Consider the following 15347-nt stretch of genomic DNA (forward strand, 5'->3'; position numbering starts at 1 on the left):
TTTCTTGAAAAAGGATTTGATAAGATGAGCGATAATGCATTTTTTGCCGAGTTACAGACGGAGTTTTTGAATGAAGCGGCTTTCCTGCTAGAGTCATATGAAGAAAGTATGCTCGGTTTGGAGAACGGTGATGATCCGCATTCATATTTGACGCAAATTTTTCGCGTTGCTCACTCCGTTAAGGGTGGAGCTGCGGCGGTGGGATTAGCTGATCTATCAAAATTCGGTCACGTTGTTGAAGATCTATTAGATCTTCTGCGTAGCAATCCCCAGCATGTTAATTCAAATATTATTTCTCTTTTACTTCAATCTGGCGATGAACTAAAGAATCGCATCGCATCCCTACAAAAAGGGGAAGATGGTCCTTGGGATACCTCTGCTTTGGTGGCTCAATTGGTGGCTTTTTCGGAGAGTTTGTCGGGCAAGCCCTCTAAGCATCATAACGAGCCGATTCGCGAAGTAGAGGCGGTAGCTGCAGCTAGTTTGCCACCGCCGCCAGCTCCGGATGATTTCTTTTCTAATATCGATGCGGCGGCTGCTCAAGTAGCCGATGAGGCTGTTTCGGTAATTAAAGCTTCTCCAGAGGCAATGGCCCTGGGGCAAATTGATTCAGCTCCGTTGCCAGTGAAAGTGGGTGACCATAATGTCACAACTCCTTCTGAAGGCGATGATGTGATGAATCTTGAATTGATGGAAGAGTTGCTATCTCAATTGCCTCCCGAGGAGGCGGCTGAATTTAGACGTCAAAACAATCTACCTCCGGCTGGCGAAACCCAAGCCCCTGTATCGGCACCGATTTCAGTTGAGGACGATGCGATGTTGTCTTTGGGGTCTGCCCCTGTCGAAGAATTATTGTCAGCGCCTGCACTAAAATTGGTTCCAGAGTTGGAAGAGACAAAAGTTGATGAATCAGTTTTTCAAGCATCAGGTGCGCAGCCTGCCGCTGTTGTAAGCCCTGTTGTTGAGTCTGTAAAACCGACTCCCGCAGCTGTAGCGACACCAGCTCCTGAGAAGCCAAAAGTTGTTCCGGCTTCTTCAGGTGGAGGCGGATCGTCTCCGGCGAAGGGCCCAACTGTCGCGAAAAAAGAAACAAGTACAATCAAAGTAGATACGGGTCGTGTAGACTCTGTTTTGGATGCAGTTGGAGAGCTGGTCGTTCTTAAGAACCAATTGGTTCACGACGAAACTGTGCGCAACAGTGGAAATCTTCGCCTAGAGGCTATTGTTGATCAGTTAGATAAGTCTGTCCGCGAACTTTACGAGAAAACGTTGAGCATTCGCATGACGCCTTTAAAATCTTTGTTTATCAAAATTCAGCGTATTGTTCGCGACGTTTCTTTAAGTCTAGATAAACCTGTTGATCTGCAATTAATGGGTGAGGAAACGGAAGTTGAACGTACGGTTTTTGAACTTCTTAATGACCCATTGGTTCACTTAGTGCGAAATGCGATGGATCACGGTGTTGAAAAACGTGAGACCCGTAAAGAGCGCGGCAAGCCAGAGACTGCAAAAGTCACAGTTTCTGCAAAGCAATCAGGTGGAAATGTTATCATCGATATCGTTGATGATGGTGGTGGTATCAATCGCGAAAAAGTTTTAGCAAAAGCCATCGAAAGAGGACTAGTTCCGTCGAATGTCGATCCGGCAAGTATTCCTGATGAAACGGTCTTCCAGTACATCTTTATGCCTGGATTTTCAACTGCCGAAAAGATCAGTGATTTGTCTGGCCGGGGAGTTGGTTTAGATGTTGTTAAATCAAATCTTGATCGAATCAATGGTAAGATGAACATCATGTCTAAGCTTGGGGTTGGCACCACTTTCCGTATGACAATTCCGCTAAGTACAGCCATTACAGACGGTATCGTCGTCGCGATGGATGGAACTCGCTATATTTTACCTATCCACTCTATTCGTGAAATTGTTCGAGTGACTCCGAAAGATTACACTGAAATTTCTGGCTCTGGTAAGGTTGCAAATGTCCGAGGAGCCTTGCTGCCAGTAATTAATATTGAACGAGTTCTGGGTGAATTGAAGACAGCAGCTGAAGCCGCTGACCCGTCAGTTCAACAAAAGCGTTCAGACACTTTGGCGGCTCGTCGTGAAGAAACAATGTTGGTGATTCTTGAGTCTATGACTGGACAGATGGCGATGCCAGTAGACGACGTTTTAGGTCAAGCCCAAGTTGTTGTGAAACCAATTTCTGCAGGGGCGACAATCCCTGAAGTTGCGGGGGCTGCGATTCTGGGTGATGGACGAACAGTTTTGATTCTTGATCCTGGAGCTATCGTAGCGGGTATCGCTAAAGGAGTTGCAGCATGAGCGCAGCGCCCAAGTTGAAACCTGAGGCAAAACTGCCGGGGATTATGGAGTACGAAGATGTCGAACTTACAAAGTCGGTCTTCGAAAATTTTGCCAAGCTAATGTATGATCTAGCGGGTGTTGATTTGCCGTATTCTCCAAAAAATCAGGCATTGGTTAAAAATAGAATCGTCAAAGTTTTAAGACGTCATGGTTTTCAAGATTACGAACAGTACTGGGCGGCTTTGCAGTCAAAACGTTCGGATATGATTAACGAATTCATATCTGCATTGACTACGAATATGACGTCGTTTTATCGCGAAGCCAATCATTTCGAATTCTACGAAAAGGCCTTGCCAGAGTTCTTTAAAAAAGAATCAGAAGTTCGAGTATGGTGTGCGGCTGCAAGTACCGGCCAAGAACCATATACCATCGCGATATCCAGCCGAGAAGCCGTCACGGAGCTGCAAGCTCAGCGTGTACGTATTTTAGCGACGGACATCGATAATCAGGTTCTGAAGAAGGGCTCGATCGGCGTTTATGAAGACCGTGAAATGCAGGGGCTTGCTCCGTCATTGCGACAAAAGTATTTTGATAAAGCGCGAAAAGAAGGAACCGATTACTATCGAGCTCAAGATTCTATTCATAAGATGATTCGCTTTGCTAACTTCAATCTTGTGAATGGTGATTATAAGTTCAATAACAAATTCCATATCATTTTTTGTCGAAACGTCCTTATTTACTTCGACGAGCCGACAACAAAAAAAGTGATCGAGAGTTTAGCCTCTTGCTTGGTGCCCGGAGGGTATTTGATCTTAGGTCATTCAGAGTCAGGCAATGTTAAAAGCACTCAACTGAAGCCTCTTTCAAGAGCTGTTTATCAAAAAATTTAGGAAGAGTTATGTCTAAAATCAGAGTATTAATTGTGGATGATTCTGCGGTGATTAGAAAACTTCTGGAAAAGATTTTCTCTGCGGCTCCGGATATCGAGGTTGTGGGAACGGCAACGGATCCTTATATCGCTCGTGATAAATTGGTCCAGCTGAAACCCGATGTGATGACATTAGATGTGGAAATGCCTCGAATGGATGGGATCAGCTTTCTTGAAAAGGTGATGCAGCATTTTCCAACCAGAACTATTATTTTTTCGTCGTTGGCTAAGACTGGATCTGAAACTTATTTCCGAGCCATGGAGGCAGGGGCAATTGAAATTTTAGAAAAGCCGTCGATCGATGTCAGTACAGGATTGGAATCACTTTCCAAGACTATTCTTGAAAGCGTGCGCGGGGTTGCGAAGGCTCGAATTCAACCAGTGACGGCTCCTAAGCTATCAAGTGCTAATATCGCAAAACCTAAAAGTACGTCGCTGGCTAGAACAACTCACCAAGTTGTCGCTGTTGCTTCGTCGACCGGCGGAACCGAGGCTTTAAAGGTCTTTTTAGCGGGCATGCCTGCAGATATTCCAGGAACGCTGATTGTGCAGCATATGCCGCCAGGGTTTACGAAATCTTTTGCCGAGAATTTAAATAAGATGTTTCCATTTGAAGTCAAAGAAGCGCAAGAAGGAGATCAAGTTGTGCCAGGTCGGGTGCTGCTGGCTCCTGGAAACTTTCACATGGAGCTGACTCGTTCAGGTGCTTACTACTACGTAAAGTTGCATCAAGAGGCGCCAATGCACAGCGTGCGTCCAGCGGCTGATTATTTGATGAAGTCAGTGGCGAAGTATGTAGGTAAAAATGCTCTTGGTGTTGTACTTACTGGAATGGGTAAAGACGGCGCTGATGGTTTGCTCGAGATGAAAAAAGCGGGTGCGTATACTATTGCTCAAAATGAGGAAACTTGTGTGGTGTACGGTATGCCTCAGGCAGCGGTAAACATAGGGGCGGCTGATAAAGTTCTTCCACTAGATAAAATTGCCGGAGAAATTTTAAATGTCGTTTCCGAAAGGAATGCGGCTTAAAAAAAAAGATGCCGAAAGGCATCTTTTTTTTATTCAAGACCAAAAATCTTTAGTTGCTCCTGCCAAAAATGCACTTCGTTTGGTGTTAGCGAAAAGTCCATTTGGCCTAACTTCAATGCCAAGGGGAATGCGTCGTGGCTTAAGAAGGCAACTTTGCGTCTTTCGCCGCGTTTTTGATAAGTCTCAATTTTTTTAAGCCCGTTGATAAGCTGTAAAGCGCGGAACATAGCCGCCATCTCGAGCTTAAACATTCCCAGCTCTTCTCGCATAAAAAAGTTGAGGCCTTGATCTATCTCAAGACTATCGAAGTTTAGTTCTTCCTCGCTTAACTGTGCTTTCATAAATGCTAACATAAAGCCCGAGAAAGACTCGATCGGATCGTGAACGTTTATGCCAACTTCAAAAAAGCGATTAAGATAAGAGTCAAAGATGTGATGCTTATCTGGGTTTTCATAGATCAAATGAAGGCCCGCCAGTACTTCGTGAAGGACCCCAAGATCAAAGAGTTCTTGAAAAGTGAGGCGTGGTTCAGGCAGACGCAAGATTTTAAGCCACTCTTCCCGACGACGAGGTAAGACGGACTTCCTAAGTTCCGGAGCGGTTTCAATGATCGCGGCTCGCAATTCGGGTTCAAGACGAAATGCCAACTTGTGTGAAAGGCGAACTGCACGAAGAATACGAATTGGGTCTTCGATGAAGCGAGTTTTCGGATCACCAATCATTCGTAAAGTTTCAGACTCTATGTCTTTGATTCCGCTCACGTAGTCGATCAGGCGATGTTTGCCTGGATCATAAAAAAGGCCATTGATTGTGAAATCTCGGCGTTTGGCGTCTTCTTCGGCGGTCCCAAAGAAGTTATCGCCTTCGACTGTGTTATCTTCAGCATTGATTTCATCATTGGAGGCCGTTCGGCGGAATGTGGCGACTTCGAATTGAGTGTCGCCGCGCTTTACAAGAACGAGGCGGAAGCGTTTTCCGATGATATAAGCATTGGGAATCTTCTTTTTGACCTGCTGCGGCGAAGCGTTGGTGGCAATATCGAAGTCTTTTGGGTGGATGCCTGCCAGCAAATCGCGGACACAACCCCCTACCAAATAGGCCTCAAAGCCCTCATCTTGGAGGGTTCTTACAATTCGAAGGGCATAAGGATCAATCCAATCCTCGTGGAGCTGTGGTTTCATAGAAATCTATTTAAACCATAAGACTGGAAATTGGCAACGGAAGTATCCTCTGTTAAGGTGCGACCATGGCATTTTTGGATAATTTCAACTTTCAGCTTTATGGTCCAGAACAGGGTCGCAAGTGGGTTTTTGTACACGGATTGATGGGGTACGGGAATAACTGGCGAAAAATCGTTTCTGGCCTCGAGTCCACCGAGCGTTGTTTGACATTTGATCAACGTGGTCACGGACGTTCGATGAAGCCAAGTTCGGGATATGCGCCTGAGGATTACGCTAATGACCTCAAGGCCATCCTAGACGAACTGGGCTGGAAGAAGATTATCCTTATCGGGCATTCAATGGGCGGACGAAATGTGCTGAATTTCGCGAGCCGATTTCCTGAGTACGTGTCCCAATTAGTGATTGAGGACATTGGTGCCGAGGGGAAACCTCCGGCGCATGAGTATTACGAGTATTTATTGGGTATGGTTCCAACCCCATTTGGAAGCCGTGCTGAAGCTCGTGAATATTTTATGGGCGAGTTTGTGAATAAGGCACAGACTCGAGAGCCAGTGATGGTCTTGGCTCAGTACTTCTACTCGAATATGGAAGAGAAAGAAGACGGAAGCGTGAACTGGAGATTTTCCAAGGACGCAATGATAGAATCAGTCAAAGCAGGGCGCAATAGAGATCGTTGGGATGAAGTGGAGTCCTTATCGATGCCGACACTGCTGATTCGCGGAGAGAACTCTCAGGAACTTTCGCGCGAGAACTACCACAAAATGCTCGACTTGAACGAAGTCATTAGAGGCGTCGAAATTCCCCAAGCTGGCCATTGGGTGCATTCCGATCAACCTCAGGCTTTCTTAGATGCCATCAAGTCATTCGTCGGGGGATTCTAACGGCAGGTATCTTTGCCGTGAATCTTACCTTAAATTGTTAATTAGTTAATTTGGCCAGCAGAAGTAATGGAGTATTACATTGAAATTTACAGAATTGAATCTACATCCTGAATTGCATTCAGCAATTGAAAAGATCGGATATCAGGATTGCACACCGATTCAAGAACAAGCCGCTCAACCAATTTTAGATGGACGAGATGTTGCGGGTCTTGCACAGACAGGAACAGGGAAGACAGCTTCTTTCTTGATTCCGTTGATGGAAAGAATTCTTCGCGCGCGCCCAGTTCAGGGTGAAGTCAACGAAGAGACAAAAGCTTTGATTGAAAAAAGAGCTTTTGCTGATTGGAAGTCGAACAACTTTATTTTGATCCTTGTTCCTACGCGTGAGCTGGCGGAACAGGTTCAAGAGAACATTCAAAAGCTTTCAGAGTTTTCAGGTTTGAAGGGTTTTGCTATTTACGGCGGAACTGGTTACGACAAACAAAAAGAAGCCTTGTCTTCGGGTTTGGACTTTATCGTGGCTACTCCTGGGCGCTTGATCGATTTGTACAAAGAACACTTGGTGGATCTTAAGCAAGTTCGAGCGATTGTGTTTGATGAAGCAGATCGTATGTTCGATATGGGCTTCAAAGATGATATGAAATTTATTCTTCAAAGAAGTCCCGAGAAAAGACAGTTCTTGGTCTTTAGTGCGACTTTGAACTTTGAGGTTCTAACGACGGCTTACCAGTATGGTGCCGAGCCTGTTGAGATCAATATCAGCCGCGATCAGACAAAAGCGGACAACGTGAAAGATCAGATTTTCCATGTCGGTGGGGATGAAAAACCTCAACATCTTTTATCTTTGCTGAAATTACATGCGCCGAAGCAGGCGATTATTTTTTCGAACTTTAAAATGAACGTAGAAAGAATCGCGAAGTTTTTGACAGACAACGGCTTCCCAGCGATGGCGATATCTAGTTTGTTGACTCAAGATCAACGCAACAAAGTGATTGAGTCTTTTAAAGCTGAAAACCAGATGAATATCTTGGTCGCAACGGATGTTGCGGCTCGTGGGTTGGACATCAAAGGCGTCGACATGGTTATCAACTATGAAATGCCTCAAGATGCTGAATCCTATGTTCATCGTATCGGTCGTACTGGCCGTGCAGGCGCAGAAGGAAAGGCCTTCTCGCTAGTTGGTGATAAGGATGTTGAGTCGTTATCTCGTGTTGAAGACTATGTGAAAACAAAACTTGAAATTGGTTTCTTGGAAAATGATCAATTGGTCACAGAGTTTAAACCATTCCCTCGTGAAGATCGTTATGGTGGAGATCGTAAGTTCGACAAAGGACCTCGCCAAGAAGGTCGTGGTGGCGGTGGCCGTCGCGAAGGTGGTCGTGATGATCGTCGTGGACCTCGCCGAGATGGTGGTAGAGACGATCGTCGCCATTCACGCGGTGGTGAAAGATCTGAAGGGCGTCCGCAACAAGAGCGTCGTCCAGGACAAGGTCCTTCCGCTGGTCGACCAGAGCATAAGAGACATGATTCAAGACCTCATGGATCTCAAGCTCAAGGATCGAAGCCTCAACATAAACATGCGCAACGACCTCAACAAGGTCACAAGGGTCCGCATAAGGGCAAACACGTTAAGCATGCACATCATGCTCACGTCAAAAAGCAACAGAGCCTGGGACAAAAGATCACTGGATTCTTTAAAAAGCTTTTCGGGAGTTAGTTTAATAAATAAAAAAGGGACCTAAAGGTCCCTTTTTTATTTTGGGCCGACAAGAGAGACCTCATCCAGTCTTCTTCATACTTTTAAGACTCAGGTTTGTTGAACGAGCACTGTGTGGTGTTTTGCCGTAAGATTTTTTACCCTCGCGCTTAAAGGGTGATAGTGAATGGGTGTGAGGATTTGGATCATCCCAGTTGGTGGCAAAGTTGTGGGGCTGAGTTCTTGCTGGCTTGCTCATAACGTTTTCTCCTTGAGGTGAGGCAAATTGAAGCTCACTCAGCATTCTTATCGGAGAATTTCTGGACCATTGTAGGGGCCATCTCAAAATAAGACAAAAAAAGAGGAGCTATAAACTAGCTCCTCTTCGTTATGGGCTTATTTTTAGCTGGCGGCTTTGTAGTCCTTGTCTTCGCCATAGATTTCTTCATTTAGGTGGTGAACAACCTCGGCCATATTTTTAGCCTGTGAATTAATTTCTTCTGCGGTGGACGCAATTTCCTCTGAAGAGGCAGCGTTTGATTGGACGCTTTGATCAAGTTGGTTCATAGCCTTGCTGATCTGCTGAATTCCAGCAGCTTGTTCTTCAGATGCGGCTGCAATTTCGTTATTCAAATCAGAGACCTTCTTAACCGAATGAACAATAGTCTTTAGAACTTCGCCAGATTTATCTGCTTTGTCTGTTCCGCGCTCAATTTTATGTACAGATTCCTTGATTAGATCCGTGATGTCTTTGGCAGCGACAGCAGATCTTTGAGCTAATGAACGAACTGCTTCAGCAACTACGGCAAAGCCTTTTCCGTGTTCTCCCGCTCTAGCTGCTTCTACCGAAGCATTTAATGCGAGAAGATTTGTTTGGAATGCAATGTCGTCAATCACGTTGATAATCTCTTCAATCTTCTTAGAAGATTCTGAGATGTCTTTCATGCTGATAATCAATTCATTAATTTCTTGCTCTCCCTTGACAGCCGCTTCGGAAGAACTTGTCGATAGGGCCGCCGCGGATTTTGCGTTTTCAGAGTTCATTTTTACCATTGATGTCATCTCTTCAAGGGAGGCGACAGTTTCTTCTAAAGAGGCTGCTGATGCACTAGAGGCCTCCGAAAGATTGACTCCTGCCGAGGTCAGTTGGTGAATGGCATTTGTGACTTGACCGTTCGATGAGGCTAGCTGCGCTGAAAGATCGCTGATAACTTTTGAAATGTAAGTCGCGACGAAGAAAACGGCTGCTAGTAAGATGACCAAACCTGCAAATGAAATGAAGACTTGTGAGTAAAGCATTTTTGTTGCAGCCGCAAAAACTGATTTTGTCGGTGTCTTAATTACCATCGCCCATGGCAAGCCCGACTCAGCCATTGTAATTGGATAAGACACAAATAAATACTCCTGGCCAGTTTTGGGATCTTTACCAGAGATTTCAACGATCTCGCCTTTTGCAATAGCAGCTTTGATTTTATCATTTTCAAATTCGAACTCTGCAGGTTTTGTGATTAATTCAGGGTTTTCATGAGTCACCCAGTTTCCAGAGTTTGAAACAATATAGGCCTGAGAATCAGAATAGGGTTTAACTTTAGAAACTTTATCTTGAAGTTCCTTAAGGCCAATATCAACACCCGCAACAGCTAAGGCTTTTCCATCTTTGATTACGGGAACTGTTAACGATGTCATTAATGTTGGGACACCTGCGATATCGTAAAGATAGGGCTCAACGACGGTTTCTTTTTGTCTGGCTAGTGGTACCAGATAGTAGTCGCCACTACCTTGTTTGTCATAATCTAATAGTGGAGATACATAGGCGGTGCCTTTGTCGTAAGACCAATAAGGAACAAAGCGGCCTGATTTGTCGTGGCCGGGTTTGCCAACGTACTCGGCGTCTTTCCCATCCCATGCATTTGGTTCCCAGCCAACCCAGGTGCCGATAAGATGTTTGTTCTCGACTAGAAGGTGTTTCAGTTCTTGAGTAGTCAGTTCACGATTCGTTGCTCCAGCTTACTTCATTTTGATGGATAAATTTCCTGATTTGAACATATAAAAACTCCGAAAAGAAGTGTAAAGGAGTACATTTTCTTTTCGGAGTCTCTCTTTATTACTTGAGTCTAAATAATTTCAAAATTTAAACAAAGCGAACGTTAAATCTCTTCAAAATTAATACAAAATCAGAAGCCAGAGGCGTCTCCAATATTTCCGCGACCATCATCCTCATTAAAAGGGATAATATCTTTCGAGCTACTTGGGGATGACTTTGCCGTTAATGCAACAGTTTGAGGGGCAGGCTTCGACTCTACGATTTTTTTATTCTGAGATGGCTTCTTGTCTTCTGGCTTGGCAGCAACTGGCTTAAATGAATCGAATTTTTTCTTTTCAGATTTTTGCACAGCTACCGGAGTGGGGCCAGTCATAACAGTTGTCCCCGAAATCTGAGCGCTTAGATTTTCAACTTGAGTTTGCATCTGAAGGGCCTGCGAAGATATCTCTTCTGCAGTCGATGCAATTTCTTCTGAAGATGCGGCATTAGACTGCGAGCTTTGATCTAGCTGATTCATAGCCTTCGAAATTTGTTGAATGCCCGTTGTTTGCTCTGAAGAGGCAGCGGCTATTTCGTTTGCTAGATCAGAAACTTTCTTAACAGCTACAACGATGTCTGACATCACAGCTCCACCCTTGGAGGCAACAACCGTTCCATGCTCAATCTTTTCAACAGACTCTTTGATCAGTGAAGCGATGTCTTTTGCGGCAGTTGCCGATCTTTGTGCTAATGTTCGAACAGCATCGGCTACCACGGCAAAGCCTTTTCCGTGCTCGCCGGCGCGTGCCGCTTCGACAGACGCATTTAGGGCTAATAGATTTGTCTGAAAAGCGATGTCGTCGATGACGTGAATGATCTCGGCAATTTTCTTTGAGGAATCAGAGATGTCTTGCATCGAATTGACCAACACCTTAATTTCGACTTCTCCTCGCGTAGCTGTCTCGATAGAATTGACCGAGAGTGCAGCTGCTTGTTTGGCGTTGTCCGAGTTCATCTGTACCATCGAAGTCATCTCCTCTAGCGAAGCGACGGTTTCCTCCAGGGACGCGGCGGCGTTGGTGGAACTTTGCGAAAGATTCATTCCTGCGGCTGTTAATTGTTCAATAGCAGCACTGACCTGAGACCCTGAGTGGTTAATATTTGTTACGATTGATGAAACAGAGCTTGAAGTTCTGTACGCAATCCAGAGAAGCACACCGAAGGTAGTGAAAATTGCGATCAATGAAGAGAGCAATAATAAGTTTTTTACTTCGGCCTTTAGCTTGGCTTGAGCCGCTAGATTCAATTGGGCTGTTTCTTTGTATTTATCCAAAACTCCTTCGGCTCCTTTTCTAAAGGCGATAGCAGCTTTCTGCCAAGGGCCTCCAGCGATCAGTTTTAAAGCCTGTTCGCGAGTTAATGGTGTATTTTCTTTCAGCAAAGCCATAGATTCTTTTGAGTATTTAATGAAATCGGCGTAGTTGTCTTTAGCTGGAGACCAAGCAGCAAGCTCGTCGGGGGTTGAAGGAGTGGATTCGTACTTTTTCACCGCCTCTTCAAAGGCGTTGATATTTGTCTCAGTTTTCTTAAGATAGTCTTCTCGAAGCTTGTCATTGTCGAAAGTTCCGTACGAGGCCCAAAGAAAATATCCTACTGAAGCACGAGCGTGAAGTGCGTCGCTTAAGCTTATAATTGAAGGTTGTTCGTCGGCGTAAGATTCGTTAAGCATATTGCTTAGTTTGTCCGTGCCAGAGATTGCGACGAATCCGATAAAAATGAAGGCAACTAGCGGAATGAACGCAGCAAAAACTAATTTTCCTCTAAGGCCCACAAACCAAGACTTAATATTGCTCATAATAGAATCCTTATATTTTTTCTTAAGTACTTTATAAGTACTTTATAAGTATCGACTTATTGAATGAAAAGTTTAGGTCTAGTAATCATTATGCGGCTTAGATGTCTGGCTTTTAATGGGCTTAAGTCCAGTCTCAAATTAATACTCATCTTTGGATCTAATAAATACGATTTAGAGTTAAAACAAAAAAGAGCTTACTATGTCTTCTTGTTTGTAATTTGGTCGATTTTTTTATCTTTATCATTCCAAATCTGATTGAACCAATCCTGCAACTCCAGCCGAAGGTCTTTGTTTTTTTCTAAGGATCCGTCTTTAAAGGCTGTTGGAATTTGTAAAGTCCGAGCTTCGATATGAACATCACGAAGTTTTCCACACATGAATTGCCAAAAACTTTTTGGGCCGCCAACATAAAAAATTGTCGAGTCGATTAGACAATCAATTTGAGGACCGAGAACATCTAAAACTGCCGACGTCCCGCCAGATTTGGGTGGCAGTAAAAAACGGAAGACTGAATTTTTGGCAGCATGCTTTTCAGGTGTGAAGCGAGTGCCTTCCAGAAAAATAAGAACACTGACATTTTTACCTAGCATCCGACCACAGGCCCGTTTTGCTTCTAATAAATCACGATTGCGCCGTTCTCCGCCAACAGCTTTTGAGGCGCCAGAGTTTCTTTTCATAAAGGGGAAGTCTAGGGCCATCCATGCCTGTCCCAATAGTGGGACCCATCTGAGGCTATCTTTGATAAAAAATCTAAGAAAAGGCGTCTTATTGTTGAAGGCATACTGCAATATAAGAATATCCACCCAAGAGCTATGATTAGAAATTATTAAATATGATTTCTGTTCCGAAAGATCCTTTGGAACCGAGACGTGAACTCGAGTGGGCAGTATCCAATCGATGTAAAGGTTGTTGGTTTTGATCCAAAGGGCGGCAAGCTTTAATAAAGAATTATAGTTGAGCTTTCTTAAAGTTTTTGTAGGAGTTATAAACTTTAAAAAATAAAATATAAAAAAAACAGATGACCAAAAAACTGTATTTAACGCAAAAAAGAATATCGAAATAATACCGTAAACGAATGTCATGGCGTCGCTTTATCCCATCGCTTCCAAGTTTGAGTTCGGCCAAGTAAAGAAAATCCTAAAAATCCACGAACTTTAAGGTCGTTGCCTTGGTTTGAAAGTTCAATTTTTGATGAATATATCTTTCCGTTATTTGGATCTAGTATTTCTCCGGAATCCCATTTCGCATCTGAATCTGACTTCTTTAGACTCCACATAATGCGCATACCAAGGACGGGCTTGTTTTTAAATTCGCCAGAACATCGCTCACATAAGGGATTTGCCGGTTTGTCGGGGCTTGGGTAAATATAAACGATTTTCCCGGACAGGGTTTCGCCTTCGCTATAGATCTGAACGATGGCTTTTTCTTTGTTAGTCTCGTCGTCGATAGTTTTCCAATAACCGACAGGTGTTGATTGGCCCATGGCCATGGACATAATTAAGATTAAACTTGATAACATTAGAGGCCCCTTCGGGCCTCTGTCTATTTAAGGCCCAATGCCTTCTTAGTTTCTTTTGTTCCCAACGTCTTTGCAAGAGACGTAGCGTCTTCACCGGCTTTATTTTTCTTTTGTTTTTCTTTGGGATGCTTTTTTAGGATTAATTTTATTAGTTTGACGTCATTGATTTGCGTTGCGCACATCAACAAAGTATTTCCTTCGCCGCCGCAAGAGATATCCAGTTTTGAACCCGCTTTTATCAGTTCGTCTGCAATTTCAAGTTGTTCGTTGCTGACTGCCATTGCTAGTGCCGTGTCACCGATTTCGTTTTTGATTTCTAAATTCGCTTTATTTTTTATTAAAAATTTGACTGTATCCATGTGCCCCATCACGGCAGCCTGCATCAGTGCAGTTAAGCCCTGATCGCCTTGAGTGTCAATTTTAACAGATTTTGATTTCAGTAAATTATCTAGCGCAGCGGTGTCTCCGACTTCGGCTTTGTTTAAAAATTCAGATTCGGGGCTGACTTTAGAATCTTTAATTTCACCAGCAAAGCATAGCAAGGACATGCTTAATATAATCAAAGCAGAAGATAGAGCTTTCATAAAGTCCTCATTTCTAAATTTTAACAGGCGTTAGCTCTGCTTGAAGTCCTGATTTTGAATCAAAGGGCAAAAAGTCTACCGGAGTATATTTTACTTTTGCGGCCCCGCCGTGCTTGTTAATGATTTTTCCAACTTCGGTGCGGATGTAATTTCTGGCGGGTCCCCAGTCCGCTTTACCTTCCGTTTTCATAAGAACAGCAAAAAGGACGTCTCCTTGTTCGGTGGCGATAAGACCGGTCAATCCAATCGCAGGATCAACGGATCCTGTCTTAGCAACCACTGTATTTGGCAATCCCGCGTATCGTCCGCCAAGAGTAGATCGAGCATCACTAGCAGATACTGCCATGACGTCATCGATATCTAAGCCACTTTTTTGTAAAGTTTTACGCATATTCAAAAGAATCTGAATCATCGTATTGCAAGTTGCTTTGTTGTACCATTTGCCATTGATAGAGGCTGGATGTTGTGTATCCATATCAGAATATTCTGAATCGCCCGAGCCGTTGATGAACGATATATCTGATGCGTCTGCCTTTAACGCCGTCGCCGCAAATTTTTCGAAGGCGGTATTGCCGCCCAAGCGACGGAAAATCATTTCGGCAACATAGTTGTTCGAGTAGATATTCATCTCTTTTAGGATTCTATAAAGCGGTGCAGATTGAATAAAGAATGTTTTTGAGTCAGCAACTTTATTTGAGTAAAAGTCACTCTTCTTTAAGAAGCTGACTTTTCGCGCGCGCACTTCTGCCTTTGGGACCATTGTCACGCTAAGTTCTTTAGCCTGTTTGCTTACAGTTTGGTAGGCACTTGGATTGAATCCATTGGCTACAAATGCATCATTTAAAATAGCAGTGACGGCTTCATTAGTTGGGTCAAAGCTTCTTGCCGCAGCCATTCCTTTTTCTCGAACACGCCAGAAAATTTCTAAGTTTTCGTCGTAGCTTAAGGTTTCAATTTTTTTGATGCCTAATTTTTGAAGTTCAGAACCTAGGAAGTAAACCATTTCTTTGTTAAAGAAAGGATCACGACTTCCTTCTAAATGAACATCGTAGGCATCATTAGATGCTTTTTTGATATGAACGCGAGTTTTGTATCGGTATTGGGGGCCTAGGACGCTAAGAGCCCAGAAGCTGGTAACGACTTTTGATGTGCTTGCAAGTTCAAACTCTTTGTCCGTATTAGAGCCGACAACTTTACTAGAATTTGGGCTTAGATAGCACATAGCATTGACAGAGGTCTTTGCGTTAGCGGTCCCCGCCGTGAGTCCTAATGCGATCGTCATAGCACCAAGCTTTATTTTGCGAACAGTACGGAATAACGTCATAATTGCTCCCAGTCGCCCTTTCGGCG

12 protein-coding genes and 1 pseudogene are annotated in these 15347 nt (G+C 43.9%); 5 read left to right on the forward strand and 8 right to left on the reverse strand.

From position 1 onward, the window contains the following. The first annotated feature begins 24 nt into the window (after window positions 1–24). The 3 genes from AC04MN_RS07070 to AC04MN_RS07080 are packed head-to-tail and all read left to right on the forward strand — an operon-like array spanning window position 25 to window position 4258. On the forward strand, window positions 25–2319 hold the full coding sequence (locus AC04MN_RS07070) for a chemotaxis protein CheA (protein WP_475382482.1): 2295 nt from the start codon (window positions 25–27) through the stop codon (window positions 2317–2319). Then, the gene (locus AC04MN_RS07075) at window positions 2316–3191 is read left to right on the forward strand and encodes a CheR family methyltransferase (RefSeq protein ID WP_475382483.1); all 876 of its coding nucleotides are present in this window, start codon (window positions 2316–2318) and stop codon (window positions 3189–3191) included. The genes AC04MN_RS07070 and AC04MN_RS07075 overlap by 4 nt, the downstream gene beginning before the upstream one ends. An 8-nt stretch (window positions 3192–3199) precedes the next feature. Further along, entirely contained in the window at window positions 3200–4258 is a 1059-nt protein-coding gene (locus AC04MN_RS07080) for a protein-glutamate methylesterase/protein-glutamine glutaminase (protein ID WP_475382484.1), read from the forward strand. Window positions 4259–4287: 29 nt separating this feature from the next. Here the strand turns inward: AC04MN_RS07080 and AC04MN_RS07085 are convergent, their stop codons facing one another. Next, on the reverse strand, window positions 4288–5439 hold the full coding sequence (locus tag AC04MN_RS07085) for a CCA tRNA nucleotidyltransferase (protein ID WP_475382485.1): 1152 nt from the start codon (window positions 5437–5439) through the stop codon (window positions 4288–4290). 65 nt (window positions 5440–5504) lie between these two features. Here AC04MN_RS07085 and AC04MN_RS07090 point away from each other — a divergent pair, with 65 nt between their 5' ends. Both AC04MN_RS07090 and AC04MN_RS07095 read left to right on the forward strand, forming a co-directional pair. Next, on the forward strand, window positions 5505–6320 hold the full coding sequence (locus tag AC04MN_RS07090; RefSeq protein ID WP_475382486.1) for an alpha/beta fold hydrolase: 816 nt from the start codon (window positions 5505–5507) through the stop codon (window positions 6318–6320). 79 nt (window positions 6321–6399) lie between these two features. Further along, window positions 6400–8037 carry a DEAD/DEAH box helicase gene (locus AC04MN_RS07095; protein WP_475382487.1) on the forward strand — a complete coding sequence of 546 codons (1638 nt, stop codon included), beginning with the start codon at window positions 6400–6402 and terminating at the stop codon, window positions 8035–8037. Window positions 8038–8098: 61 nt separating this feature from the next. On the opposite strand, the gene AC04MN_RS07100 is transcribed toward AC04MN_RS07095, so the two are convergent. From AC04MN_RS07100 to AC04MN_RS07130, 7 genes and pseudogenes are all read right to left on the reverse strand, one after another. Next, complete coding sequence (locus tag AC04MN_RS07100) at window positions 8099–8275, reverse strand: hypothetical protein (RefSeq protein WP_475382488.1); 177 nt, start codon at window positions 8273–8275, stop codon at window positions 8099–8101. Between the two features lie 143 nt (window positions 8276–8418). Continuing rightward, window positions 8419–10014 (reverse strand): annotated as a pseudogene (locus tag AC04MN_RS07105) (methyl-accepting chemotaxis protein); the annotation flags it as partial. A 176-nt stretch (window positions 10015–10190) separates the two neighbouring features. Beyond that, the gene (locus tag AC04MN_RS07110) at window positions 10191–11894 is read right to left on the reverse strand and encodes a HAMP domain-containing methyl-accepting chemotaxis protein (protein WP_475382489.1); all 1704 of its coding nucleotides are present in this window, start codon (window positions 11892–11894) and stop codon (window positions 10191–10193) included. A gap of 197 nt (window positions 11895–12091) precedes the next feature. Further along, window positions 12092–12976 carry an acetyltransferase gene (locus AC04MN_RS07115; protein ID WP_475382490.1) on the reverse strand — a complete coding sequence of 295 codons (885 nt, stop codon included), beginning with the start codon at window positions 12974–12976 and terminating at the stop codon, window positions 12092–12094. Then, window positions 12973–13413, reverse strand: coding sequence for a DUF2147 domain-containing protein (locus AC04MN_RS07120; RefSeq protein ID WP_475382491.1), 441 nt, complete (start codon window positions 13411–13413; stop codon window positions 12973–12975). Before AC04MN_RS07120 ends, AC04MN_RS07115 begins: the two co-directional genes overlap by 4 nt. A gap of 23 nt (window positions 13414–13436) precedes the next feature. After that, on the reverse strand, window positions 13437–13997 hold the full coding sequence (locus AC04MN_RS07125; RefSeq protein ID WP_475382492.1) for an ankyrin repeat domain-containing protein: 561 nt from the start codon (window positions 13995–13997) through the stop codon (window positions 13437–13439). A 13-nt stretch (window positions 13998–14010) separates the two neighbouring features. Continuing rightward, a complete protein-coding gene (locus AC04MN_RS07130; protein WP_475382493.1) occupies window positions 14011–15321 on the reverse strand; it encodes a D-alanyl-D-alanine carboxypeptidase in 1311 nt (436 codons plus the stop codon). Window positions 15322–15347: the final 26 nt, after the last annotated feature.

This window comes from Bdellovibrio sp. ZFWA1 (assembly GCF_056175665.1).

Excerpts from the sequence above, each read along its gene's own strand:
- AC04MN_RS07130 (WP_475382493.1), bottom strand. The coding sequence starts at position 15,321 with ATGACGTTATTCCGTACTGTTCGCAAAATAAAGCTTGGTGCTATGACG.
- AC04MN_RS07110 (WP_475382489.1), bottom strand. The coding sequence starts at position 11,894 with ATGAGCAATATTAAGTCTTGGTTTGTGGGCCTTAGAGGAAAATTAGTT.
- AC04MN_RS07100 (WP_475382488.1), bottom strand. The coding sequence starts at position 8,275 with ATGAGCAAGCCAGCAAGAACTCAGCCCCACAACTTTGCCACCAACTGG.
- AC04MN_RS07115 (WP_475382490.1), bottom strand. The coding sequence starts at position 12,976 with ATGACATTCGTTTACGGTATTATTTCGATATTCTTTTTTGCGTTAAAT.
- AC04MN_RS07075 (WP_475382483.1), top strand. The coding sequence starts at position 2,316 with ATGAGCGCAGCGCCCAAGTTGAAACCTGAGGCAAAACTGCCGGGGATT.
- AC04MN_RS07080 (WP_475382484.1), top strand. The coding sequence starts at position 3,200 with ATGTCTAAAATCAGAGTATTAATTGTGGATGATTCTGCGGTGATTAGA.
- AC04MN_RS07070 (WP_475382482.1), top strand. The coding sequence starts at position 25 with ATGAGCGATAATGCATTTTTTGCCGAGTTACAGACGGAGTTTTTGAAT.
- AC04MN_RS07125 (WP_475382492.1), bottom strand. The coding sequence starts at position 13,997 with ATGAAAGCTCTATCTTCTGCTTTGATTATATTAAGCATGTCCTTGCTA.
- AC04MN_RS07090 (WP_475382486.1), top strand. The coding sequence starts at position 5,505 with ATGGCATTTTTGGATAATTTCAACTTTCAGCTTTATGGTCCAGAACAG.
- AC04MN_RS07085 (WP_475382485.1), bottom strand. The coding sequence starts at position 5,439 with ATGAAACCACAGCTCCACGAGGATTGGATTGATCCTTATGCCCTTCGA.
- AC04MN_RS07120 (WP_475382491.1), bottom strand. The coding sequence starts at position 13,413 with ATGTTATCAAGTTTAATCTTAATTATGTCCATGGCCATGGGCCAATCA.